25 protein-coding genes, 1 riboswitch and 1 other annotated feature (1 of these 27 running past the window's edge) are annotated in these 24,898 nt (G+C 34.9%); of the genes, 10 read left to right on the top strand and 15 right to left on the bottom strand.

Annotated features, from left to right (window positions below; genetic code table 11):
* Window positions 1–46, bottom strand: a binding site (T-box leader) (it extends 177 nt beyond the left edge of the window).
* Window positions 47–275: 229 nt separating this feature from the next.
* Both NCCP28_RS20870 and NCCP28_RS20865 read right to left on the bottom strand, forming a co-directional pair.
* Complete coding sequence (locus NCCP28_RS20870) at window positions 276–1,442, bottom strand: amidase (protein WP_248563151.1); 1,167 nt, start codon at window positions 1,440–1,442, stop codon at window positions 276–278.
* A gap of 26 nt (window positions 1,443–1,468) precedes the next feature.
* On the bottom strand, window positions 1,469–2,041 hold the full coding sequence (locus NCCP28_RS20865; RefSeq protein ID WP_248563150.1) for a histidine phosphatase family protein: 573 nt from the start codon (window positions 2,039–2,041) through the stop codon (window positions 1,469–1,471).
* Window positions 2,042–2,456: 415 nt separating this feature from the next.
* Between NCCP28_RS20865 and NCCP28_RS20860 the strand changes: the two genes are divergently transcribed.
* The gene (locus NCCP28_RS20860; RefSeq protein ID WP_248563149.1) at window positions 2,457–3,653 is read left to right on the top strand and encodes an MDR family MFS transporter; all 1,197 of its coding nucleotides are present in this window, start codon (window positions 2,457–2,459) and stop codon (window positions 3,651–3,653) included.
* Window positions 3,654–3,901: 248 nt separating this feature from the next.
* Here the strand turns inward: NCCP28_RS20860 and NCCP28_RS20855 are convergent, their stop codons facing one another.
* Both NCCP28_RS20855 and NCCP28_RS20850 read right to left on the bottom strand, forming a co-directional pair.
* Complete coding sequence (locus NCCP28_RS20855) at window positions 3,902–4,069, bottom strand: glycogen biosynthesis protein GlgD (RefSeq protein WP_248563148.1); 168 nt, start codon at window positions 4,067–4,069, stop codon at window positions 3,902–3,904.
* An 11-nt stretch (window positions 4,070–4,080) separates the two neighbouring features.
* On the bottom strand, window positions 4,081–4,344 hold the full coding sequence (locus tag NCCP28_RS20850) for a YtzC family protein (RefSeq protein ID WP_248563147.1): 264 nt from the start codon (window positions 4,342–4,344) through the stop codon (window positions 4,081–4,083).
* Between the two features lie 192 nt (window positions 4,345–4,536).
* Between NCCP28_RS20850 and mnmL the strand changes: the two genes are divergently transcribed.
* Together mnmL and mnmM are read left to right on the top strand one after the other, a co-directional pair.
* Window positions 4,537–5,502, top strand: coding sequence for a tRNA modification radical SAM protein MnmL/YtqA (mnmL, locus tag NCCP28_RS20845; protein ID WP_248563146.1), 966 nt, complete (start codon window positions 4,537–4,539; stop codon window positions 5,500–5,502).
* On the top strand, window positions 5,499–6,071 hold the full coding sequence (gene mnmM, locus NCCP28_RS20840) for a tRNA 5-(aminomethyl)-2-thiouridylate-methyltransferase MnmM (protein ID WP_248563145.1): 573 nt from the start codon (window positions 5,499–5,501) through the stop codon (window positions 6,069–6,071). Before mnmL ends, mnmM begins: the two co-directional genes overlap by 4 nt.
* Window positions 6,072–6,208: 137 nt before the next feature.
* Here mnmM and NCCP28_RS20835 read toward each other — a convergent pair whose 3' ends face one another.
* Both NCCP28_RS20835 and NCCP28_RS20830 read right to left on the bottom strand, forming a co-directional pair.
* The gene (locus NCCP28_RS20835) at window positions 6,209–7,303 is read right to left on the bottom strand and encodes a tetraprenyl-beta-curcumene synthase family protein (protein WP_248563144.1); all 1,095 of its coding nucleotides are present in this window, start codon (window positions 7,301–7,303) and stop codon (window positions 6,209–6,211) included.
* A gap of 14 nt (window positions 7,304–7,317) precedes the next feature.
* Window positions 7,318–8,121: an alpha/beta hydrolase gene (locus NCCP28_RS20830; RefSeq protein WP_248563143.1), complete on the bottom strand. Its 804-nt coding sequence runs from the start codon at window positions 8,119–8,121 to the stop codon at window positions 7,318–7,320.
* Window positions 8,122–8,561: 440 nt separating this feature from the next.
* Here NCCP28_RS20830 and NCCP28_RS20825 point away from each other — a divergent pair, with 440 nt between their 5' ends.
* Window positions 8,562–9,416, top strand: a complete 855-nt coding sequence (locus NCCP28_RS20825; protein ID WP_248563142.1) for a C39 family peptidase — start codon at window positions 8,562–8,564, stop codon at window positions 9,414–9,416.
* Here NCCP28_RS20825 and asnB read toward each other — a convergent pair.
* The 5 genes from asnB to ytkD all read right to left on the bottom strand — a co-directional run bounded on the left by asnB (window position 9,406) and on the right by ytkD (window position 15,390).
* The gene (gene asnB, locus NCCP28_RS20820; RefSeq protein WP_248563141.1) at window positions 9,406–11,310 is read right to left on the bottom strand and encodes an asparagine synthase (glutamine-hydrolyzing); all 1,905 of its coding nucleotides are present in this window, start codon (window positions 11,308–11,310) and stop codon (window positions 9,406–9,408) included. The genes NCCP28_RS20825 and asnB overlap by 11 nt on opposite strands.
* A gap of 510 nt (window positions 11,311–11,820) precedes the next feature.
* The gene (gene metK / locus NCCP28_RS20815) at window positions 11,821–13,023 is read right to left on the bottom strand and encodes a methionine adenosyltransferase (RefSeq protein ID WP_248563140.1); all 1,203 of its coding nucleotides are present in this window, start codon (window positions 13,021–13,023) and stop codon (window positions 11,821–11,823) included.
* Window positions 13,024–13,302: 279 nt separating this feature from the next.
* Window positions 13,303–13,469: riboswitch (SAM riboswitch) on the bottom strand.
* 68 nt (window positions 13,470–13,537) lie between these two features.
* Window positions 13,538–13,780: a DUF2584 domain-containing protein gene (locus tag NCCP28_RS20810; RefSeq protein ID WP_248563139.1), complete on the bottom strand. Its 243-nt coding sequence runs from the start codon at window positions 13,778–13,780 to the stop codon at window positions 13,538–13,540.
* A 250-nt stretch (window positions 13,781–14,030) separates the two neighbouring features.
* Window positions 14,031–14,825: an alpha/beta hydrolase family protein gene (locus NCCP28_RS20805; protein ID WP_248563138.1), complete on the bottom strand. Its 795-nt coding sequence runs from the start codon at window positions 14,823–14,825 to the stop codon at window positions 14,031–14,033.
* Window positions 14,826–14,907: 82 nt separating this feature from the next.
* Window positions 14,908–15,390, bottom strand: coding sequence for an RNA deprotection pyrophosphohydrolase (gene ytkD, locus NCCP28_RS20800; protein ID WP_248563137.1), 483 nt, complete (start codon window positions 15,388–15,390; stop codon window positions 14,908–14,910).
* 313 nt (window positions 15,391–15,703) lie between these two features.
* Here ytkD and NCCP28_RS20795 point away from each other — a divergent pair, with 313 nt between their 5' ends.
* A complete protein-coding gene (locus NCCP28_RS20795; protein WP_248563136.1) occupies window positions 15,704–15,961 on the top strand; it encodes a DUF6154 family protein in 258 nt (85 codons plus the stop codon).
* Window positions 15,962–16,089: 128 nt separating this feature from the next.
* Here the strand turns inward: NCCP28_RS20795 and NCCP28_RS20790 are convergent, their stop codons facing one another.
* On the bottom strand, window positions 16,090–16,860 hold the full coding sequence (locus NCCP28_RS20790) for a sulfite exporter TauE/SafE family protein (RefSeq protein ID WP_248563135.1): 771 nt from the start codon (window positions 16,858–16,860) through the stop codon (window positions 16,090–16,092).
* A gap of 272 nt (window positions 16,861–17,132) precedes the next feature.
* Between NCCP28_RS20790 and cls the strand changes: the two genes are divergently transcribed.
* Window positions 17,133–18,587: a cardiolipin synthase gene (gene cls, locus NCCP28_RS20785; protein ID WP_248563134.1), complete on the top strand. Its 1,455-nt coding sequence runs from the start codon at window positions 17,133–17,135 to the stop codon at window positions 18,585–18,587.
* Window positions 18,588–18,806: 219 nt separating this feature from the next.
* On the opposite strand, the gene NCCP28_RS20780 is transcribed toward cls, so the two are convergent.
* Window positions 18,807–19,280: an S-ribosylhomocysteine lyase gene (locus NCCP28_RS20780; RefSeq protein WP_248563133.1), complete on the bottom strand. Its 474-nt coding sequence runs from the start codon at window positions 19,278–19,280 to the stop codon at window positions 18,807–18,809.
* Between the two features lie 397 nt (window positions 19,281–19,677).
* On the opposite strand from NCCP28_RS20780, the gene yidD reads away from it, so the two are divergent.
* Window positions 19,678–19,920: a membrane protein insertion efficiency factor YidD gene (gene yidD, locus NCCP28_RS20775; protein ID WP_248563132.1), complete on the top strand. Its 243-nt coding sequence runs from the start codon at window positions 19,678–19,680 to the stop codon at window positions 19,918–19,920.
* Window positions 19,921–19,922: 2 nt separating this feature from the next.
* Here the strand turns inward: yidD and NCCP28_RS20770 are convergent, their stop codons facing one another.
* Window positions 19,923–20,492 (bottom strand): beta-class carbonic anhydrase, encoded by a 570-nt coding sequence (locus NCCP28_RS20770; protein ID WP_248563131.1) that lies wholly within the window; start codon window positions 20,490–20,492, stop codon window positions 19,923–19,925.
* Between the two features lie 282 nt (window positions 20,493–20,774).
* On the opposite strand from NCCP28_RS20770, the gene NCCP28_RS20765 reads away from it, so the two are divergent.
* From NCCP28_RS20765 to NCCP28_RS20755, 3 genes are all read left to right on the top strand, one after another.
* On the top strand, window positions 20,775–22,136 hold the full coding sequence (locus NCCP28_RS20765) for a cytochrome ubiquinol oxidase subunit I (protein ID WP_248563130.1): 1,362 nt from the start codon (window positions 20,775–20,777) through the stop codon (window positions 22,134–22,136).
* 12 nt (window positions 22,137–22,148) lie between these two features.
* A complete protein-coding gene (locus tag NCCP28_RS20760; protein WP_248563129.1) occupies window positions 22,149–23,192 on the top strand; it encodes a cytochrome d ubiquinol oxidase subunit II in 1,044 nt (347 codons plus the stop codon).
* A gap of 207 nt (window positions 23,193–23,399) precedes the next feature.
* A complete protein-coding gene (locus tag NCCP28_RS20755; RefSeq protein WP_248563128.1) occupies window positions 23,400–23,558 on the top strand; it encodes a DUF1540 domain-containing protein in 159 nt (52 codons plus the stop codon).
* A 93-nt stretch (window positions 23,559–23,651) separates the two neighbouring features.
* Here NCCP28_RS20755 and NCCP28_RS20750 read toward each other — a convergent pair whose 3' ends face one another.
* Window positions 23,652–24,857, bottom strand: a complete 1,206-nt coding sequence (locus NCCP28_RS20750) for an NAD(P)/FAD-dependent oxidoreductase (protein WP_248563127.1) — start codon at window positions 24,855–24,857, stop codon at window positions 23,652–23,654.
* Window positions 24,858–24,898: the final 41 nt, after the last annotated feature.

Raw genomic sequence — 24,898 nt, 5'->3', positions numbered from 1 at the left:
TCTATTTCAAAAAATCATCTTTACTATTCCTTATCTATGCTGATCCCTATATCTTTTATTTATTGTATTGTATTTCTTTCTAGGATGCAAGTAGGCTTTCAAAGCATTTAACTCCCTGTATCAGGCTCATTTGCCTCATCTATATAGATTGCTTATTTAGAAAAGGGATTTCCAATGACAGCACTTGCCCCAAAAAGTACATTTCATTCGAAAACGGTCATTACTTTTTTGTACTGGCAACTATATTATATGGTGATAACTTCTAATCGTGAACGTTATTTATTGGCACCAAACATATCAGCAACCCACTGCAATAGTCGAATATCCTGATTTTCCCCAGCAATAAAAGATAATCCAATTGGTGCTCCGCCTATGTTAGCAACAGGAACATTAACCTGCGGCAAACCAGATAAACCTGCGATACAGCATAATTGTAAAGTTTGGCTTCTTTTCTCCTCTAAATCCGCTGTCGGCAAATTCAATAATGGAGCAACATCTGGGGATGTAGGAATGATAAGGATTGTATCTTCTTTTAATAGTTCCTTCATTTTTCTCACAATTTCTTTTCTTTTTTTTGTTGCGGACTCTACTTCTTCTTCTGTAATTTTGCTTGCCATTTCAAATCTTTCTTTAATGCCAGGTCCAAATGTTGGGTTTTCTTTTTTAATCCAATCCCCATGCTCCTGCCATATTTCTTTGCCTTGAAGAACACGGAATACTTCTTTCCATTCTTCTAATCCTTCTTCAGCAAGTATAGTGGAGGAATTTATTGACACCTTTGTTTCTAAAATACGTTTTAATACCGGAATCACTTTTTCATCTGCTAATTTCCATGCATCTTCTGCAAGGACAAATTGAGTAAATGGAGCTGCCACTGTTTTTTTATTTATTAGCACATTGCCAACTTTTAATAATATATCTGCATTTTTTGCCATCCAACCTACTGTATCAAAACTTTTAGCAAGTGGAATAACTCCATCAATTGCAATAAGCCCATGTGTCGGGCGCATTCCAAAGATGCCGCAATAAGATGAAGGTATTCGCACAGAACCTCCTGTATCTGTTCCGATTGAAAAATCAGTTAATCCTGCTGCAACTGTAACTGCTGAACCGCATGATGATCCCCCTGGAATTCTTTTTTCATCTGCCGGGTTAACTGGCGTTCCATAATGAAAGTTTTCTCCATTTAAACTGTACATTAACTCATCTGTAATAGTCGTCCCTTTTAAAACCGCTCCGCTATTTAACAATTTTTGTAAAGATGAAGCTGTTGTTTTTGCTGGTCCATGTGTCTGAAGCCAGTCTGGATTTCCTGCAGAAGAATTATGGCCTTTTATGTCAAAAACATCCTTTACTGCAAAGCTCATGCCTCTTAATTCTCCATTATTTGTTGGATTTACCGTTAATTTTTTGTCCATATATGCGCCGTATTTATTTTCCATTTCTCTCAGCTCCCTATTATGTATCTCTATATAGATAAATGATCAATTATATTATAGTTTTTTACACTCCATCTATTTTCTTGATAAAAAATATTGCTAATGCAAGCATTCTTTAAATAAGTGCTCTTTAATTCACTTTGATCTTCTAACAATGTATGCAAAAGGGTATGTATGACAGCGCCGTGTGCAACTAATAAAACCTTTTGATTAGGAAACTCGGAAAGTATTTTCTCCAAACCGGCCATAATTCGATCAATTAAATCACTTCTAGATTCCTGATTTGGATACTCTAAATTTGGATATAGTTTCTCTCTTTCCTCCCTTGTTTTCCCTTCGGCATCCCCAAAGCTTTTTTCCTTAAATTCTTCCATCTCAATTATTTTTAGCTGCAGTGATTCATTTATAATCTCAGCCGTTTTTTTTGCCCTAATTAAAGGACTTGTTACAACTACATCCCAATCAAATGCTTTTAAGTACTCTCTGCACATACTTGCTTGCTGCATTCCATTTGCATTTAAAGGAATATCTGTTTTTCCTTGTATTTTGCCAAGTACATTCCAATCTGTTTCTCCATGTCTTATTAAGCATATATTAGTCATACATTCTTTCCTTCCTAAAAAAGATATCCCGCATCCCAAACCAGGCTACTGAAAAACTTAATTTTTTTATATTTGCATATGATGGAAAGGGCAATTAAAAGAAACCATCTATTGTTCAAAAGCCGATTTCAAAATAATTCCATCCACCAATTCAACTTTTTTAGTGGACTCATCTCAAACGGTAGTCTCTTTTTATAATGTAGTCTAAAAAGTCTTATTTTTCAATTAAATCAGCATATTTGCTTTAAAAAGATAAAATTTTATTCACAAAAAAATATATACATTTTTCATAGGCTATTTGTATTCTGAAAACATTAAATCTTTTGCGTTTAATTGATTGTATTGCAGGAAGGGAAAAAAGCACTTACACTTATCCTGCATGTTTAAAAAACAAAATAGTGTAAAGGGGATTTTTATGCCACGGGCTCTTTGGCTTTTAATTATCGGTATGGCAGTAAATGTCACGGGATCTTCCCTCTTATGGCCGCTAAATACTATATATATTCATGATCACTTAGGAAAAACATTAACAATTGCTGGGTTTATCTTAATGCTCAATTCTGCAGCAAGTGTAGTCGGCAATTTAGTTGGCGGAAGTTTATATGATAAAATAGGCGGCTATTTTTCTATTCTCCTCGGAATCTTTATCACCGCTTTGGCTTTGCTAGGATTAACGATATGGAATAACTGGATGCCATATTGTTTATTTTTTATTATATCAGGTTTTGGTTCGGGAATTATTTATCCAAGCATGTATGCAATGGCAGGCAATGTGTGGCCAGAAGGTGGAAGAAAAGCCTTTAACAGCATTTATGTTGCACAAAATGCAGGTGTTGCCATTGGTTCAGCCATTGGCGGCATTCTTGCAAGCGTATCTTTTCAGCTTATTTTTGCAGTTAATATGTTTATGTATGTCCTATTCTTTTTTATTGCCTTTTTTATGTATAAAAATATTCAGATACATACAGACAATAAACAAACATCTGTTCTTAATGACCACGGAATGGCGAGCAAAAAAAATACAAAACTTGCTGCACTTATGATTTTATGTTTTGGCTATTTTTTATGTTGGATTTGCTATGTGCAATGGCAAGCGACTATATCTACACATACACAGGAATTGAATATTCCTTTATCCAAGTATAGCTTGCTTTGGGCAGTTAATGGCGGTCTTATTGTATTTGGGCAGCCCTTGATTACTTTTTTCACCAAAAGATTTTGCCCACAATTAAAACGCCAGATGGTGATTGGTGTTATTATCTTTATCATTTCCTTTGCCTTTGTCGGACAGGCAACTGCTTTTGCAGGATTTTTAACTGCCATGATTATTTTAACAATTGGAGAAATGCTGGTATGGCCGGCCGTTCCAACTCTTGCAGACCAGCTTGCAATAAAAGGAAAAGAAGGTTTTTATCAAGGAATTATCAATAGTACCGCCACCGCCGGGAGAATGATTGGCCCCCTTTTAGGCGGATTTATCGTGGATCATTTTGGAATGGCAAGCCTTATTCCTATTTTGCTCTTTTTATTAGTTTTAAGCATTTTAACAAGTTTATTTTTTGATCATCAATTGAAACATGCTCATCAGCATATTTCTAACATTAATCATTAACTAGAAAAAGCGCATCCAGCAGCCAGAAATCCAACCTCTTTCTTAATACAAGAAAGGGGTTGTTTGTCATTATTACTGCTCCCCCCATCGCTCTAGTTCCCATTAATTATAGAGATAATTAAGCATTTAGCAAAAAAGCTAGCTTATAAAATTTTAAATTGCAAATATAGATAAAATAGCATTATCCAACCAAAAAAGATCTATCCAATAGAAGAAAATTGACTGATTGGATAGACCTTTGGATGCTTTTATTGCTCTACACGTGTTTTTGATTTCTGTGGCTGTCCGCCTGAGTTTTCATATTTCTTTTTGGATAATTTTACAACATCATAATCTGCTCCAAGTTCTAGATCTTGGTTATTTATCCCGTTGCGGTTTTTTTGCTCTGGATTATTTTGTTTGGACCGTTTTTTCATCCTTCTCCCCCTTAGTGCGACTGAAGCGTCATTTTATTTTGCATTTGCTCTATTTGCAGTCTCATTCGATGAAGCTGTTCTCTTTGCTGCTGATTGGCGCTATGGTCCATTGTATGCAAATCATTGTATGCTTGCTCTAAATTCGTTTGCGCCTCTATATATTGTTCATTATTATAATGTTCCTGGAGACTTGCTTCCTTGCATTGCTCTTGAGCATAGTTAAGGGCATCTGTACATTGTTCTATTAGCTCATTAACTGATTGTCTAGTTGCCATTTCTAACAAACCTCCTCCTAAATGCTGCCTAAGAAGCAAATTGCTTCTACCTTATTATTTGTTAATTCATAAAAGTTATTACTTCCTTTTCTTGACTCTTATCATTTGTCAAAAAAAATCTATTTGGAGAAGCAAGCAGCTCATGTTAAAATTTTGTTTATGGAAAAAATCAAAACAAGGAGGTTCATGCTTGTGAATCAGCATAACCCATTCCCATATGCAACAGACAATAAAAGGTACCACACATGGAATTATCATTTAAGAAATGAATTTGGCCATAAAGTTTTCAAAATTGCTTTAGATGGAGGTTTTGATTGCCCTAATCGAGACGGCACGGTTGCTCACGGCGGATGTACATTTTGCAGCGCTGCCGGTTCTGGAGATTTCGCCGGAAATAAAACAGATAGCTTAGAAAAACAATTTCACGATATAAAAAATAAAATGCATACGAAATGGAAAGATGGGAAATATATGGCTTATTTCCAAGCTTTCACCAATACCCATGCACCTGTTGATGTACTGAGGAAGAAATACGAAACAGTGTTAAAACAAGAAAATGTCGTCGGCCTCTCTATCGCTACTAGACCAGACTGTCTGCCAGATGATGTTGTTGAATATTTAGCAGAACTAAATAAACGCACTTATTTATGGGTAGAATTAGGATTGCAAACAGTCCATGATAAAACAGGTGAACTGATTAATAGAGCCCATGATTTCGCCTGCTATGTAGAAGGAGTCAATAAACTGAGAAAACATAATATTCGTGTATGTTCCCACATTATTAATGGTTTGCCTCAAGAGACAAATGAAATGGTGATGGAGTCTGCCCGCGCTGTCAGCCAATTAGATGTACAGGGAATTAAAATACATTTACTGCACTTATTAAAAGGAACCCCAATGGTGAAACAATATGAAAAAGGACTGCTTGAATTTTTATCAATGGATGATTATGTCTCCTTAGTATGTGATCAATTGGAGATTTTACCGCCAGAAATGATTATTCATCGCATTACAGGGGATGGACCAATTGAATTAATGGTTGGACCTATGTGGAGTGTAAACAAATGGGAAGTTCTAAACAGCATCGATAGGGAATTAAAAAGAAGAAACAGCTGGCAAGGAAAATATTATCAAACACAAAAGCAGGTAATGGCATGAAATTAGAGCGCATTCTTCCCTTTGCAAGAAGTTTACTCGCCAATTGCATCCAAAGCGGGGATATCGCTGTGGATGCAACAATGGGAAATGGCCATGATACCTTATTTTTGGCAAAGCTTGTTGGCGATTCAGGAAAAGTATTTAGTTTTGACATTCAACAAGATGCTCTTATTGCTACAGAGAAAAAAGTCGCAGAAAACAATCTTAAAGATAGTGTTTTCCTTTCTTTATGTGGACATGAACAAATCAAGTCTGTTATTCCTCCTAGTTTCCATGGCAAAGTTACAGGTGCAGTATTTAATTTAGGATACTTGCCTGGCGGCGATAAATCGATTGTTACTACATCAGCAACCACGATTGAAGCCATCAAGCAATTACTAGAAATATTAGCACCTGAAGGTATAATTGTACTCGTGATTTATCATGGGCATCCTGAAGGGCAACAAGAACGAGATGCATTATTACAGTATGTAGAATCTATTGACCAGCAAACAGCTCATGTACTCGAATATCGATTTATTAATCAAATGAATAATCCACCATTTATTATTGCTATTGAAAAAAGATAAAATGAAACTTTAATAAGCAGGGCCAATCAGGCTTTTATGGGGAATAAAATAAAAGAACACTCAATGGGATATCAGGTATCCTATTTCCATTGAGTGTTCTTTTACATGCATAAGCAAACATAGGAAAATCAGTCAGCTTATTTTATCATCGCTCTCATAATGCTTGCGGGCACCATTTTTTGAAATCGGCGATATGCCCGTCCATTCAAATAAAAGAAATAACCAATTGGTCCCGATGTTTTAATCATATTTTTAGCTAGTTTGCGGATATTTTGCTGTTTATTGACCTTTTCATCCGATAAATACACACCTAATAACCCTCGATTGATTAATTTATGAAATCTTTGATGGGGAAGTTTATTTGTATGCTTATCTGCCTCTTGAACAAAATGTTTTAAACGATTAAAAAGCTGCTTTTCGTCCTTATAGTAAAAACAAAAGTTCAGGTCTCCGCCTATACGATCTTCTTCTTGATCGATAAAATAATCCAATAAAATATGCAGCCCTTGAATATATGGAAAATACCCGTCTCGAATAGTTAACGCATAAGAGGGATCAAAATCTTTTCTTAACCCATAAGAAACTAGACAAAAAATTCCTAATGTAGAACCAGAACATGCGGAAAATTCATACCATTCCATTTCTGGTATTAAATGTTTATTTTCATCAAACCAGTTTTGCAATCGGGGAATTCTTTCTTCCACTATCACATGCTTATGAATTTGCAAATCGCAATAATACCGGCATAGCTCCAATAAATAATCTTTAATATGTATATAATTATCCATCTTCTGAAGCATCTCACGGCAAGTTTTTGCCAAATCCTGCAAGTAGCCGCCATCATTTTGATCTTCGCGGAAACGATAATAATTAGACGGCTCGGCATCAACCGTTAATGCATGTTCCATTGATTCATGCAGTGCTGCAAAATCATTTGGATCAAGGGAAGTGCTTCGATCACATAAATTATCCAAATAATCGCTGATGGTTTGATATGCCACAATAAACTTAATTGCATCTTGATAATTTTCTTGGGCAATTAAAGCCATTATCGAACCGCCTTCACAATGAAAAGTCTTTTGCTCTATGCTTGCTAGGGCTTGTTTTCTTAATTCTGGATTTGGAATAGCCCTTGCTCTATCTGTCCAATAGTGCAATTCCTTATGCACTGCAGGAAAAACTTTTATATATACTTTTGACATTAACGATAGTGGCATAACTGGTACTGACATATTTAAAACCTCACTTATACAATATAGCCAACAGATTTTAACTGACTTATAATAAAATCCTTTGCGTATTCAAAAATCTCTTCTCTTTCCGGTTCATTAAAAATCTCATGATAGCATTCTGGCCATTCTTTATATCTCTTTTCGGATAATGGTACCATATTAAACCAAGTTTTCACCATTTTTTTATCCACCACCAGATCTCCACCACCTTGCATTAACAATAATGGAATATCTTGTGTTTTTGCTACATCAGTGAATGCTTGTTTTATTGCAATAATTAACTCCCTGTACCATCTAACAGAAACCTTTGTTACATATAATGTATCATTGCAATCCATTTCTCGTATTGCTTCATTTCTTGTAGCTAGATCTATTGTTAATCCTGAATTCATTCGTAATTTTGGTGCAATTTTATTTAATAAAATTGATAATGCCCCTAAAAATTTAGAAGGATAGTTGATCAAACCTAAACATGGAGAAGATAAAATCAACCCAGCAATTTTTAATTTTTCTTGCTGCAAGAGTCGTATAGATGCTAAACCGCCTAGACTATGTCCAAGCAAAAAAACTGGCAACTCAAATTGATAGGCTGCTTGAATCCAATCCTTAATTTCTATTGTATACTCATCAAAAGAATCAACATGTCCTCTTTTTGATCTTGTTGTCATTCCTTGACCTGGAAGATCTCCCATTACCACATGAAAACCGGATAAACGAAACGTTTCAATCAGCCAACCATATCTTCGATGATGCTCCATAGCACCATGAACTATTACAATGACTGCCTTCGCTTCACCTTCTGCTTCCCATTTCCACATCAAAGTCCCCCCTAATCCACAACCTATGCTTTTATTATGTAGCAGGTTTATTACTTTATCAAATATTTATGTATAATCAATTAATCCTTGTATAATCTAATTTGCATTGCTGCTTCTAAATATCTCATTATAATTCATTCACTATAACGCCTTTATTCTCCCTGCTCACCTTAATTTTTAAGGAAAATTAAAGGATAGTCCTTTATATTTATAGAAAATTCTTAAGTAGTGTGTCCATCAAGCTTATAAATTATAGCAAAATTAATAAGAAGATATCATCCTGCTTACGGTTTAATTTTAGTGCACTTAAAAGAATTTTTGTTAAAAGGGAGACTACATGTTTAAATAAACGAGATATGGAAATAGAAAACTATCTATTGACTCTTAAATTTTAAAAAAATGTACCGATATAAAACTATACTTACTAATTAGGTGAAATTATGGAGACAAACGGAATTATCTTATATTCAATTATAGGCATATTATTCCTGCTATTTTTAATGATTCGCAAAAAAATATCATTGCTAATAAAAACCTTTTTGTTTACTTCTCTTATTGTAATGACAGCACTGGGAGTTTATCTTCTTCATTTTAAAAATAAGGAAGGAATAGCCTTTGCCAAAGAAATTACAGAACAGGCGACAAAAACTATCTCATCATTAGCCAAAGAAAAAATAGAAACAGTAAAAACAAGTGTAAAGCTAGATGCTCCTATTGTCAGCCAATTGCCTGAGCTTCCACGAGGCTGTGAAGTAACAAGTCTTGCCATGCTGCTTCAGTATGCAGGAATTGATGCAGATAAAATGACGCTTGCCAAAGAAGTCACAAAAGATACAACTCCTTATCAGAAAAAAAACGGCAAAATATATTATGGAAATCCGAATGATGGCTTTATCGGGGATATGTATTCATTAAAAGGACCTGGTCTTGGAGTTTATCACAAGCCAATAGCAAAATTAGCAAACAAATATCTGCCAGATAGGGTGGTAGATTTAACTGGATCTGATTTTGAAGATCTAAAAACAGTGCTTTCGGATGACCGTCCTGTTTGGATAATTACCACTTCTACATTCCGAAAGTTATCCGATGATAATTTTAGAACATGGGTTACACCAAGCGGTACTATTAAAATCACTTATTCCGAACATTCTGTTTTAGTAACAGGTTATGATAAAGACTATGTTTATTTTAATGACCCGCTGACTAATGAAAAAAATAAAAAAGCACCCATACAAGATTTTATAGATGCATGGGTGCAAATGGGAAGTCAAGCCATTACGTATACTAATTCCTAACAGCTTGTACTTTTCTTCCTCTTAAATATTCCTCTTCAAAGGAATATTTTTTTTCTATATAAATGCTATGCCATACCATAAACATAAGAACAGTCCAGATTTTACGGCTGTTATCCGCTTTTCCTTGACAATGATCCTCTAATAGCTGCAAAATAACCTGTTTATTAAATAAATGACCTGTATTACTTTCTTTAATGATGTTTTTCGCCCATTCATTCATCTCATCTTTTAGCCAATGGCGAATCGGCACTGGGAATCCTAATTTCTTGCGGTTTAGAACATGCTCCGGAACAAATGATTCTGCTGCTTTGCGAAGAATATATTTAGTTGTGCCATTTGCTGTTTTTAAGCTTGTCGGAATTTTTGAAGCCACATCAAAAACAGCCTTATCCAAAAACGGTACACGCAATTCCAATGAATGCGCCATTGTCATTTTATCTGCTTTTAATAATATATCGCCTCTCATCCATGTATGAATATCAATAAATTGCATTCTATCTACTGGATCATACCCTTTGCTTTCTTCATAAAGAGGTTTTGTAATATTTGTATAATGCAGACCGTTATTATAGCTTGCCAATAAATGGCGCTTTTCTTCTTCTGTAAACATTTTCGCATTTCCAATATAGCGTTCTTCCATCGGAGTTACACCACGCTCGATAAAGCTTTTTCCTTTGACTCCATCAGGAAGCATTCTAGCAATGGACCGCAATAATGATTGTCCCGCTTTTGGTATTTTGTTGAATACTTCTAATGATTGAGGCTCACGATAAATATTATATCCGCCGAATAATTCATCTGCCCCTTCACCAGAAAGAACAACCGTTACATGTTTCCGTGCTTCTCTTGCCACAAAATAAAGCGGCACACAAGCAGGATCTGCTAATGGATCATCCATATGCCACATGATTTTTGGTATTTCTTTCATATATTCTTCTGGAGAAATAACATAGCTGATATTTTCTAATCCTAATTTTTCCGCTGTTTCTTTTGCCACATCTATTTCGCTGAAGCCATTATGCTCAAAGCCAACAGAGAATGTTTTGATGCTTGGATGAAATTCTTTTGCGATACTCGCAATAACAGAAGAGTCTATTCCTCCTGACAGGAACGAACCTACAGGAACATCGCTTCGCATATGCATCTTTACACTATCAAATAAAACATCTTTGATTTCTTTGACAAATTCATCTTCAGATTTATTGACAGGCTGAAATGATGCTCTCCAATAGCGTTTAATTTCCATGGCAGAACCAAGTTTTTTGGTAAAATAATGCCCAGGCTCTAACTTTTTAATGCCTTTTGACATCGTTTCCGGTTCAGGCACAAATTGATAAGTTAAATAGTGTTGGAGAGATTCATAGTTTAATACATCATTTTCAAGTGCCATTAAGATACTTTTCTTTTCTGAAGCAAATAAAGTTTTTTCTTCATCCTCTAAATAAAAGAATGGTTTGATTCCAAATGGATCACGCGCTCCATATAAAGTTTGTTCCTGTTTATCCCAAATGACAAAACCGAACATTCCTCTTAATTTTTCCACTGCCTTTTCCTTTTTATGGCTGTATAATGCAATAATTACTTCTGTATCTGAATTTGTTTGAAAAGTTAACCCTTCTTTTTCCAATTCTGCTCTTAGCTCTAAATAATTGTAAACTTCTCCATTAAAAATAATCCAATAACGCTCATTCTCGTATGTTAAAGGCTGATGCCCGCTCTCAATATCAATAATGCTTAATCTTCTAAATCCAAACTGTATATGATCATCAAAATAATACCCTTCATCATCAGGACCTCGATGGGTAATAATTCGATTCATTTTCGCAAATTGTTCTTTTTGTGCTTCTTGAAAGTTTTGTGCCTTATCATGAACGCAGCCTACAAAACCACACATACTGCTCACCTTCTCCATTCTTTTCTTATAACTTTTAAATTAAGGATTTCTCCTGTTTTTTTGCTCTGTCGATTAAATCATTCTGTTGATCTTTTTGTTCATTCATGCAAAAAAACACCATTTTCTTATCAACAAAATCACTAACAGCCTAAAAAACTGTTTAGTTATTTCCATATGCTGTGGCAGCGCTAGTATATGTTTGTCTTATGCTGCCCTAGTTTACTATTGTATCATAAATTAATCAGCATACCTATTAGACGAAAAAGAAAATAAGGCGTTACATGATTTTTTTATTGTTTTACATTTTTTATTTCCATCCAATTTTTTTGGAAAGTCCGCTAAAATAGTTCTATTTTCCCAAGGCAAATCCAACTTATAAATCTTGTTCAACAAATTATATTAGGATAAATAGATCAAAAGAAAAAAGAGCATCTAAAAAATCAAAATTAGATTCTTCAGAATAGCTCTTTTCTATTAGTGCAAAGTTTTTTTCAAGAACCTTTGCACTTTTTATTTGCCTGCTACAGCATTTCTAATTGTTTCTGCTTTATCTGTGCGTTCCCAAGGCAAATCAAGATCACTGCGCCCAAAATGGCCATATGCAGCCGTTTGCTTATAGATTGGACGGCGCAAATCTAACATATTAATAATCCCTGCTGGACGAAGATCAAAGTTTTCACGAACAGCTTCCACTAATACCTCTTCTGAAACAGTTCCTGTGCCAAACGTATCAATAGCAATGGATACAGGCTGCGCTACACCGATCGCATATGCAAGCTGAACCTCCACTTTATCTGCTAATTTTGCAGCAACAATATTTTTTGCTACATAACGAGCAGCATATGCAGCAGAACGGTCTACCTTTGTAGGATCTTTCCCGGAAAAAGCTCCTCCTCCATGACGAGCATAACCACCGTATGTATCAACAATGATTTTGCGTCCTGTTAAACCAGCATCTCCTTGTGGTCCGCCAATAACAAAACGTCCTGTCGGATTAATAAAATATTTTGTATTTTCATCTATTAATTCTTTTGGAACAACTTTATTAATAACGTATTCTTTTATATTACGCTGAATTTGCTCTAATGTAACTTCCGGATGGTGCTGTGTACTGATAACAATTGTATCGATGCGAATAGGCTTATCATTCTCATCATATTCTACTGTTACTTGTGTTTTTCCATCTGGGCGAAGGTATGGAAGAATTTCTTCTTTTCGCACTTCTGCTAACCTTCTAGACAATTTATGCGCCAAAGATATAGGCAATGGCATAAGTTCTTTCGTTTCATTACAAGCAAAGCCGAACATCAAGCCTTGATCCCCAGCACCAATTGCTTCAATTTCTTCATCTGTCATTTTTCCTTCACGTGCTTCTAGAGCCTGATCTACCCCTAATGCAATATCTGCAGACTGCTCATCAATTGATGTTAATACCGCACTAGTTTCTGCATCAAAACCATACTTTGCACGAGTATATCCTATTTCTCTGACTGTTTCTCGTACAATTTTTGGGATATCCACATATGTAGATGTTGTAATTTCTCCTGCAACCAATACTAAGCCAGTTGTAACAGATGTTTCTGCCGCTACACGAGCATTTGCATCTTTTGCCAGAATAGCGTCTAAAATAGCATCTGAAATTTGGTCACATATTTTATCTGGATGACCTTCCGTTACCGATTCAGAAGTGAACAAGCGACGTTTTGTTGACATCTGATTTCCTCCTTATTTATTGAAAAATAAAAGCGAGGTCATTAAGTTTGGAGAATCCTTCCCTGCAAACCTCTGGTTGATACGGTACTCATTCCCTAGATAGTATGAAGTAAATATAGCGTTTTTATCCGAAAAGCTTTTGACTTGCCATTAGAGGCAAAGCTTTAAAAAACACATATAGAAATTATACATTTATAAAGAAAAGTTTAGTAGAAAATAATACAAAAAACCTTTTCAGCAAGTGAAAAGGTTCAAAGTAATTGATTCTAAAACCTTTCACTCTTATCGTTCAAGAACCTATACGTCCTTGCTTCAGGTTAGCACCTTTCCTAAGAGAATGTCCGCTGCTTTCCGAATAAACACTCGAAAAGTTTCAGGCTAATTTCTTCACATAGTAGGTTGCTGGGTTTCATCGGGCCAGTCCCTCCACCAGCTCAGGATAAGAGAGTATCCGTTCAAATTAACATGATAGCTTAATTATTTAAGTCGTGTCAATGTTTTTATCTTGAATATTTTAATTTGTTGAATTTAATGCAATCAATCGATAAAGAATTGTCGTTTTTCCTTCTTCCCATTCTAATTTTTCTATTGTCGCAGTACCGATCAATTCTCCCGCTATTGTTTTTTTCACCTCAAGAGGAATATGCATGGGATAAAGACGATACTCGCTTTTTTGCAGCCGGAAAAAATTTTCCTCCACTCTTTGTTCTTTCCCCTTTGTCACAATCATTGTATTTAATTCTAACGGCATTCCCATTCTTGACTACTCCCTTTCATCCTTTTTCCAATAGTTATAATGAAAAAAGCACCTTTTATTAAACAGCATTCCCATAATAATAATCCAAACTATCTGCTAATTATTCTTATTCTATTTATTTAAAGAGTAACACACCTATTAGGGGAAAGTGAAACTTCAATCAGCAGGAGTTAAGCGCCTATTTAATAGGGATAATCACCTTCCTGTTTTTCCCATAAATAAGCTTTTTTCATCTATTAAGTTATTTCTTTCATTTTACCAGTTTTTCTGCTTGTTTTTTCATCCATTGTGTTAAATTCTCCACAACTTTCCGATTGATTTTCGGGGGGAAATAATGAGTATATTCTGGAAAATACCATGTTTCCACTTCTTTTCCTGTTTCTTTAAGCCGATTTTCTAATTGATAGCTATGCTCTATCGATACATTTTTATCTTGCATTCCATGAATGATCAAGGTTGGACTGCTCATCTGTTCAAGAAAAAAAAGAGGAGTTCTTTTCTGGTATTCCTCTGGGTATTTATTTGGTGTTCCTCCAATGACTCTTTTCATCATTCTGCGCAAATCTTTCCGCTCTTGATAAGTCAGGAACATATTGCTTACTCCACCCCATGTTACAATCGAGGCGGCTGGACAATTTACCCCAACCATCAACGCCATGACGCCACCTCTTGAAAATCCAAATACATGCACTTGATTCACTTTTGGGTGTTTTTTTAATAGAAAAAATGCAGTTATTGCATCTTGCCTATCCTCCCCAGCAAAGTCTTCATTCCCTTCTCCCCCTTGATTGCCACGATAAAATGGGGCAAATACAATAAACCCTTCTGAAGCGAATTGTACAATTCTACCTGGTCTAACTTTTCCTACATTTTTAATGCCTCCTCTTAAATAAAGAAAACCATCGTATGTTTTAGAATCATCCTTTGGCTCTGCCAAAAGTCCTTTTACCTTTAATCCAGACACATAATAAGTAACAATAGATAATTCTATTGCAGGATTAGGGGAGGGAAATCGCGTCTTTTCTAAGATCTCTCCATTTGTCAAAATTCACACCTCATTCCTTTCCACTAATAACTTCATTATTAATGATATAGATTTCAATCTCTTCCCCATTATTTCTTATAAACTAAACATTCTGCGGCAAAAATTTTTCTTTTACACGTTTCAAACATAAATCCATTACAAAATCCTTCATAATATAGCTAAACATTTCTTGTCTTCGTTCCTTTATCTGCGATTCCGTTACAAAAAAAGGGCCATCTGTTTCTAAATAATCTATTTTTTTTATGAGTTGGTCTATATGGGCAAAGTATACCGCTTTACAAAAAGATTTGTCCTTTCCAAAAACCTCATATTGAGCAACCCAATGCAATTTTTTGATTAAAGCACCTGTTTCTTCATACACTTCCCTTTTGGCGGCTGCTTCTATACACTCCCCTTCTTCCAACTTTCCACCTGGAAATTCTAACCCTCTTTTTTTATGTTTCGTTAAAAGCCATTGTCCCTCTTTATAGCAAATCACAATAACATGTTTTGCTTCTTGATTAAAATCATCGCTAGAAAATGAAAAATGCACTTTCGAACCCAAATAATCATAAAATAGTTCCATCTTTTAAACACCTTTTTCATTATATTGATATCTTTTCCACTGTGCAGTTCTTTCACTTCATTTCCTAAATTTTAAAATTGGTGTAGCCAATTTAGAAAAAACGGGTATAATACACCTGTTAGGGAATAGTCCTTATATATAACGTCGAGTTTCTCCAATAGATGCTATATAAAATTATGACAGCATGAATTGAAAAAACATTGCATCCTTTTATTTATTATTGTTAATATAACATGTTACAATGATTTAAAACGGTTACATTCGAAAAAACCTAAACTTTAGGAAGCAAACCTACGTGGAGGTAATAATTATAATGAAATTAGTAGACGAGCTTTACAACTTATATAAAAATAAATTGACTGGTGATGAAGAAGATATTGATATGCTTGCCTTTGCCTTTTTAGAAGAAATGTCTAAAGAAGATTTGCTACATATTATTCAAGAGTTAAATGAGCAAGAACTATATGACTTAATGGGGTTATATTTAATCGAAAGTTTAAAAGGCAAATTTGCTAAAGATGATTATAGAAGACAAGATAATCATGTATTTTCCCTACGTAATTTGCATTAATAAAAATAACTTCCTTATCTTTTCCATCAAATAAATCAGACTGTTTTCAACCTTTATTTCAGCCTGATTTATTTGCGTTTTGCCACTAGAGAATTGCCAAAAGCATAACAGATGATTTCAGATTGCTTTTAAGAGAAAAAATGATCATAAATATTTTTTCCAATTAAAATGATCGAAATAACTACAAATAGTAATTTTACATAAGAAGACCCTTTTTTTATTGCCACTTTCGACCCAATATAAGCTCCTAGCACCATAGCAATTCCCATTGGTATTCCATATTGGAAGTAAACAGAATCATAAAATAAAAATACAGCTAATGCGGTTAAATTGCTGCCAAAATTTAATATTTTGGCATTACCTGCAGATTCTACAAAATCAAAACCCATTAATAAAAAAGCAAATAGAAAAAAAGAGCCTGTACCACCGCCTAAAAATCCATCATAAAAACCGATAATCACCGTTATAGCAACTGCAAATATTGCTTTTTTAACGGTCATTCCATTAAAAGTAGATGTTAATCCCCATTCTTTTTTTATTAAGGTATAAATAGTTACAATAATTAAAATCACTAAAATAAGGGGCTTTAGCTTTTCTGAAGGAATTTTTTGTACAATATAAACACCCAATGCAGAACCAATAATAGATAAAGGGAGGAGCCTAAGCATTAGCGCTTTATTAATTTTCCCATGACGAAGAAAAGAAATAGAACTTGTTAAGGAGCCCATTGTTGACGCTAATTTATTCGTTCCTAGCGCTACTTGCGGAGGCAAACCTGTAAACAATAGAGCTGGCAATGAAATCAACCCGCCTCCTCCTACAACTGAATCAATAAATGCCGCAATAAATCCAGCAATAATCAAAAAAAACATCATTCCAATATGTATGTCTTCAAACATGCTGCTTCTCCAATCTTTTTATTCTACTCATACTTTACCATATTGAGAAATCGTTTAATATTCACTTTTTAAGGGAACTTTAGAAACAATACAAAATATTTCACGAATGATTTATTTTCACCTATAATGATACACAGAAATCAGCTTGTCTTATTACCAAATTGCTTCTCTTGGTATTTTTAGGCTATTTTCTTCCAAACGCAACTCATTTGCTCTATAAAGAGAATGATAACAAAGAAAGGAAAAACACTTGTTTTAAAGGACTAACATGCATGCATATTTATTCTATTTTATTTAGCACCATTTTTCTGCTTAACATTATCTTTGCATTTCTTGTCATCTTTTTAGAAAGAAGAGATGCAGGAGCTACTTGGGCTTGGATTATGGTATTAACCTTCATTCCTATCTTAGGTTTTATTCTTTATTTACTTTTTGGACAAAACTTAAGAAAGCGAAAAATGTTCCAATGGGAAGAACGAAAAAAATTAGGAATTGAACAAATACTCGCTTCCCAATTGCTGCAAATAAGCTCCAATCAACTGCGCACTACCAACGAAGTGATAAAAAAAAATCAAGATCTTATTTATATGAATTTATTTAATAATGATGCAGTATTAACGGAAAACAATAAGGTTGATATTTATACAGATGGAAATGAAAAATTCAGCCAATTGCTTGCTGATATTAATCAAGCAAAAAAATCCATTCACCTGCAATATTATATTTTTAAAAACGATGGAATTGGATCCAAGTTAATAAATGCATTAGAGAAAAAAGCAGCAGAAGGTGTAGAGGTCCGTCTTCTTTATGATGAGCTTGGTTCTAGAACATTACGGAAAAAAGCGTTTAAAAAGTTAAAAGCAGCAGGGGGGCAAGTAGCTGTTTTTTTCCCAAGCAAATTGCATTTAATTAATTTCCGCCTCAACTACCGCAATCATAGAAAACTGGCCATTATTGATGGTTGCATTGGCTATATTGGCGGATTTAACGTAGGCGATGAATACTTAGGTTTAAATGCAAAATTCGGCTATTGGAGAGACACCCATTTGCGCATTATCGGGACAGCTGTTTACGCAATCCAAACTAGATTTATTCTAGACTGGAATCAAGCAGCCCCTCATCATGAAATAAGCTATTCTCCAGATTATTTTCCTGGGAAAATCGAGGAAATAATAGGAAATGTAGGATTGCAGATTGTATCAAGCGGGCCTGACTCGGAATGGGAGCAAATAAAAAACGGCTATATAAAAATGATTACATCGGCAAAAGAATCTGTTTTTATTCAGACACCTTATTTCATCCCAGATGCCAGTTTGCTTGATACATTAAGAATTGCCGCATTATCAGGAATTGATGTGAAAATTATGATCCCAAATAAACCGGATCATATGTTTGTATATTGGGCTACCTATTCCTATATTGGAGAAATGCTAAAAGCAGGAGCAAAGGTATATATTTATGAAAATGGCTTTATTCATGCTAAAACATTAATGGTGGATCGGCAAATCACTTCTGTAGGAACTGCTAATATTGATATGCGCAGTTTCCGCTTAAACTTTGAAGTAAATGCCTTTATTTACAGCAAACAGATTGCAGATGCCCTAACAGATGGATTTTTGGAAGATATGAGGTTATCTACACAGCTCACTTTAGAAAAATATTCCAAAAGATCATTGTATATTCGATTCAAAGAGTCCTTTTCCCGTTTATTAGCACCTATTTTATAAAAAAAAACAGACAAATTAATGTCCATTTCAGGCTGTTGACAAACGCCTGCTTTCTTTGTTGCCCGCCATGTTCGGATCGCTCATTACCTATCTTGGTAACTCCAATCCCCTCAAGGCTTTGCGCCTCGAAACGCAGACGTTTTCATCAGCCTAAAAGTTTATTTTTTTGATTTTGTTTACACTCTCAAATGGACAAATTAATGTCCAATTTTTTCGTCATTAAGCAAAAACTTGTCTTAAATCTTCTTTTGACTGTGTTAGCCAAAATTTCATTAATTTTTTTGCTCCTTCAAGGTCATGCAGTTTCGCTTGCCCGCACTGCTTCTCATTTGCTGCTGGAATTTCTGTAATTTCTATTGCCGTTTTCATTGTATCTTCTAACAATTCAATAATTTCATCCACAGTAGGTTCACCGCTTACAACTAAATAATAGCCTGTTTGACAACCCATTGGAGAAATATCAATAATATCAAAATGATTATATTTTTCGGCATGTTCGCGAATATTAAATGCTAATAGATGCTCCAGCGTATGAATAACATCAGGCTTCATTGCCTGCTTATTTGGTTGACAAAAACGAATATCGAATTTATTGACAACCCCATCACTGCCTACTTTATGAACACCGCAATGTCTAACATAGGGTGCTTTTACCGCATTATGGTCTAAATCAAAACTTTCAACTGAAGGCATTTATAACACTCCCTTTTTCTTCAAAAATTTATTTCCGTTTAACAAATAGCCATATTGTGAGCAGTTAACCAAATTGCGAAATCCGTTCAAATTTATGCAAATAAGATCGGCTTTCTAAAGAATTCTAACTAATTCATTCTTCAGCCACTTCTGTGAATAGATTTTCTAATAGTCTGCGGCCGCAACCAACGGGAAATACATCACTTATTGGACTTTCACTTTATTATAACTAAAATTCCGAGTAAATACATCAATTTAATAATATTATATACACTCTTTTTCCGCTGGTGCTATATACAAAGAAGATTCCTTTTTAAAAGAATTTATCTTATGCTATACTAATTAATCCATAGACTAATATCAAAAACTTTTATAAACAGAGTGAAAGGAATAAACCATGCAAAAACTATTTATTTTTATCATTCGTTTTTATCAAAAAATTATTTCTCCCCTTACGCCACCATCTTGTCGATTCTATCCAACTTGTTCTTCCTATGGATTAGAGGCAATAAAAAGATACGGCGCTTTTAAAGGTGGCTACTTAACGATAAAAAGAATTCTAAAATGCCACCCCTTTCATCCAGGAGGCATTGATCCTGTTCCTGAGGAGTGGCCATGCAAAAAACATCATCATTCTTAAACTTATTTTTCTGTTTCGTATCCATCTACTACTAAATCGAGTTTTCCTGTTTTTGGATCGATGACTAGACCGTGCACAGGCACTCCTGCAGGCAATAGAGGATGCTTTTTAATCATCCCTACACTATGTTCTACACTTTCTGATACAGAACTAAATCCAGTCAGCCAGGATTTCAAATCAACACCTGTGTTTTCAATAGTACTTAGTGTTGCTTCCGTAATTCCTCTGTCTTTCATTTTCGCCATCATATCCGCTGCATTTAATGCGCTCATGCCACAATCATGATGGCCGATAACCATTACCTCATCGGCTTTTAATTCATATACCGCAACAAGGATGCTCCGCATAATACTTCCTAATGGGTGAACCACAATAGCCCCTGCATTTTTTATAATCTTCACATCACCGTTTGCTAAATTTAATGCTTGTGGTAAAAGTTCCAGCAAACGAGTATCCATACATGTTAAAATGACCATTTTTTTATTTGGAAATTTTGTTGTAATATAACGCTCATACTTCTTTTCAGTTACAAATTCCTCATTAAATGCTAAAATATCTTGCAATGTACTCATAAACAACCCAATCCCTTCTTGAAACGTGCTTATTTTCTAGTCCCCTTATATGAAAAAAAAAAAGACCCTTCTTTATAGTAAAAAAAAAATTGATAATACACAAATTTGGAACAGCTTACAAAAAATTTTTCTTAATGCAATAAATAATGGAAAATTTTACCTTGTCTTCATCATTTACAGTATTACCATCTATTTTTTCTAGTTTAGGAAAAGTCTACATATTTACTTCACGTCCTGATAATACTAGTTTTTAGGCATATTACTAGGGAAGGGACGATAGAAATGGATCATCTTGTTATTGCACGGAGCATGTTTGGCACAACCATGGGATTTCATATTATTTTTGCCACCATTGGTGTTGGGCTTCCACTTATGATGCTGACAGCAGAAATATTGTACCAAAAAACAAAGGATTTAGATTATGTGATTATGGCCAAAAGATGGACAAAAACATTTGGCATTCTGCTTGGAGTCGGCATACCCACTGGAACAATTGCCGGTTTGCAGCTTTCCTTATTATGGCCTGGATTTATGGAAGTCATCGGGAAAGTAATGGCACTGCCTTTTCAAATTGAGATTTATGCTTTTTTTATCGAGGCATTATTTATGTCTATTTATGTTTATGCCTCTGAAAGAATTCCTCCATGGGCAAGAATTTCCAGTTTAATATTAGTTGCGATTGGGGCACTTGCATCTGCTGTGCTAATTACCAATGTCCATGCATTTGAAGGCACGCCACAAGGTTTTCGCATGAATGGCAATGAAATTACCGATATTGATCCATGGAAAGCTTTTTTTAATCCAACTTTTTTTGTATCCGCCGGACATGTAGCAATGAGCGCCTATACAACAGGAGCTTTTGTAGTAGCAAGTGTATCCGCATTCAAAATGATGAAAAATCCATTTGGCTCCCGAGTTTTTCAATTTCATCAAAAAGCGTTAATTCTTAGTTTAATTGTTGGAGGAATTTTCTCTTTTTTAACTGCTCTAAATGGACATGAATCAGCCCAAAAACTTTATGAATACCAGCCAGAAAAATTGGCCGCAGCTGAAGGGCTATTTGAAACACAATCCCATGCTCCACTTGCAATTGGGGGTTTTACAGATAAAGAGAATAGAGAATTAAAAGGAGCCATTGAAATTCCGTGGGCACTAAGCTTTTTAGCTGGAAACAGTTTTGATACAGTTGTCACAGGACTTAATGATTTTCCTGAAGAATACTGGCCGCCGCTATATGTACATACTCTTTTTAATGCAATGGTTGGCATCGGCTCTCTTTTAATTTTATTAGCTTTTGGAACGCTTGCTTGGCGTTTCCTTTTAAAAAAGAAACATTTCCCTAAATTTTTAATGTGGATTTTTGTTTTTTCTGGTCCTTTAGCGCTAGTGAGCATCGAATGCGGCTGGATTTTTGCTTGTACCGGCAGACAGCCTTGGACCATTTATAGAACTTTATCTACTGCAGATTCTGTCACCACTTCGGAGAATTTAGGTTTGCTTTTTGTATTATTTCTGATTGTATATGCCATACTGGCTATTTCCGTTTCCTTTGTATTGATTTATTATTTCCGAAAAAACACTGTACTGAAAGACTTAAATGCTGCAAAAGAAAAGGAAATCCCTCTTTTTGGATCAAACAGTTAAGGAGTGTTATGTATGACAGATTCATTATTAGCAATTACGGTTCTGTGGGGGTTTGTATTCATCTATGCCATTATGGCAACAATGGACTTTGGAGCAGGATTTTGGTCTATGGTATATATCAATAGAGAGAAAACAAAAGCCACTAATATTGCTAATCGCTATTTATCTCCAACATGGGAAGTAACGAATACATTTATCGTGGCCATTGTTGTTGCTGTATACAGCATGTTTCCAACCGCTGCTTATACACTCGGCACTGTTTTATTAATACCTGGCAGCGCTATTCTTCTGCTTTTGGCTATTCGAAGCGCCTTTTTAGTTTTTTCTAATATTGCTCATGAATATCGTAAGCCATTAACTTATATTTCTGGGATAACAGGAATGCTGATACCCGGGATATTATTGAGCGTGCTGCCAATTACACATGGAGGATATGTCAATTTTCACGAAGGGAAACAATCCCTCGACTTAGTGGGATTATTTACAAGTGGAAATGAATATGCATTTTTCACCTTCGCTTTAAGCAGCACTTTATTTTTATCCTCTCTCTTATTAGCAGACTATTCGAATGTCTCTGCTGAAAAAGAAGCATATCGTGTTTATAGAAGAGATGCTATTTTTCTTGGGCCGATTTCTCTTTTAACAGCCATTTTTATTATGATTACACTAAAACAGGATGCTAATTGGATTTACAGTAAAATGATGGATGATCTTTTTTTGCTTCTAGCCTCTTTGTTCTTTTTTTTACTCGGAGGAGCAGCCTTGTTCCTGCCTTCTCGAAAAAACCCGGGAGTTAAAGGAATTCCAAGGCTGGCAATTGTCTCTATCACCATTCAATATCTATTAGCAAGTTATGTATATGGAAAAGCACATCTTCCTTATATCGTTTATCCAGAAGTAACTATTACTTCTGCCTTTACGGATCCCAAATCGTTCCATGCTTTATTTGCAACTTATATAGTCGGATTTGTTATTTTGTTTCCTGGTTTTTATTTTTTCTGGAAGTTATTTATGCATGATAAAAAATACTTACAGTCGCAGCAAACCAAAAAGTGATGTTATTTCTTTTGAAGCCAGCAAAAACAACAAAATCTATGTAAAGCACTCCTTGTCTGCATCTGCATTTTATCTGTATTATTTTTGGAGTTATTATCCATACTAATAAAGAATTATTCTTCATTAGATAATTTTATTGTTAGAATAATTCTTTATTAGCAAATGGATGTTGTGTAGAAGTCATTAAATGAAAGAGGAGATGTTTTTATGGCAAAAGATGTTCTTTGTGAAGTGAAAAATTGTTCTTTTTGGGAACAGGGAAATCAATGTGGAGCAGAACAAATTTATGTGGTAAGTCATGTCGGCAAACATGCGGATACCAGCAAAGAAACAGACTGTAAAACATTTGAACCAAGCTTATCTTAATGAAAAAAAATCCGCTTTAAACTACCGAAAAGAGGACTGTTCTTGGAGAAGATTAGTCAATAAAAGACTGTCTCCTTAAAGGAGCAGTCCCTTTTATCTATTCAATCGAACTAAATCCCAATCTGGATGACTTCCATGAATAATCAGATCTTTTAAAATCTCAGCCCCAAACATGCTATATACAGTGCCATTTCCCCCATAACCTAAACAATAAAAAACATTCTTTTTTTCTGGATGCTCCCCAATATAAGGCATGCCATCATCTGATTCTCCAAATGTAGCCCCATATATATAGTCTGCTTCTACTTGATAATCTGGAAAATGCTCTTTTATTCTTTTTAACAAGTTATCTCCATATCGTGCTAATATTTCAGGGTCTGATGGGGCCTCTACTTGATCCTCATCTAAACCACCTGCAACAATCCGGCCATCAAATGTTGTTCTCATATAGAAATAAGGTCGTTTCGTTTCCCAAATAAGACATTGATCTTTCCACATGGGGAATTCAGAAAGAGGAGAAGTGGCTATTGCATATGTACGATTCAATTCTCCCCCTTCTTTTTCCGCAAAGTTTATGCCTTCATAACCAGTAGAATAGATTACCTTCTTCGCATAGATTACACCATTGTCACTTGTAAATTTCCAATATCCATTATGGAAACCCTCTTCTGTCACTTTTGTATGCTCAAATACTTTAACCTTTTTTTGAAGCGCTTCTTTAATCAATTCCATCACAAACAGTTGGGGATTAATTTCGGCATCTCCAGTTGTCAGTATAGCTGCCGGCTTTTTAAAGCCGTATATTTTTTCTATCTCTTCTTCTGTTAAATATTCTGCATCAAATCCATGTTTTTTTAACAGACTATACTCTTTCTGCAATTTCTCTACATCATTCTTATCTGTTGCATAGTATAGGCTTTTTCTTGGCTGAAATTGTACATCCGATTCAAGTGATTCTGCAATAGCCTGCAGCTTTTTCATTGCTTCATAGCATAATTTGTAAAAACGCACGGCTTTTTCTTCTCCAATGCTTTCTGCAAACTCATGAAGCATTTTATCATTTGCATACTGAAGCAAACCTGTATTTGCTGAAGAACTGCCAGTTGATATCTTCCTTTTATCAACCAGAATGATATCCAAAGATTCATCTGCCAACAAGTAAGAGCAAAGAGCCCCTGACATCCCGCCGCCAATAATTAAACAATCGCAGGTTACTTCTTTATGTAAAATAGGATACTCTGGTATTTCCAGATTTGCTAATGTAGTCGGCCAATATAAGGAACCTTTATATAACTCCATAATCTAAACTTCCCCCACTTAAGCAATTTATTCTAATTTAA

Origin of the sequence: Niallia sp. NCCP-28, assembly GCF_023168165.1 — a bacterium.
Lineage (GTDB): Bacteria > Bacillota > Bacilli > Bacillales > Cytobacillaceae > Niallia.
This window is presented reverse-complemented; position numbering and strand designations above follow the sequence as displayed.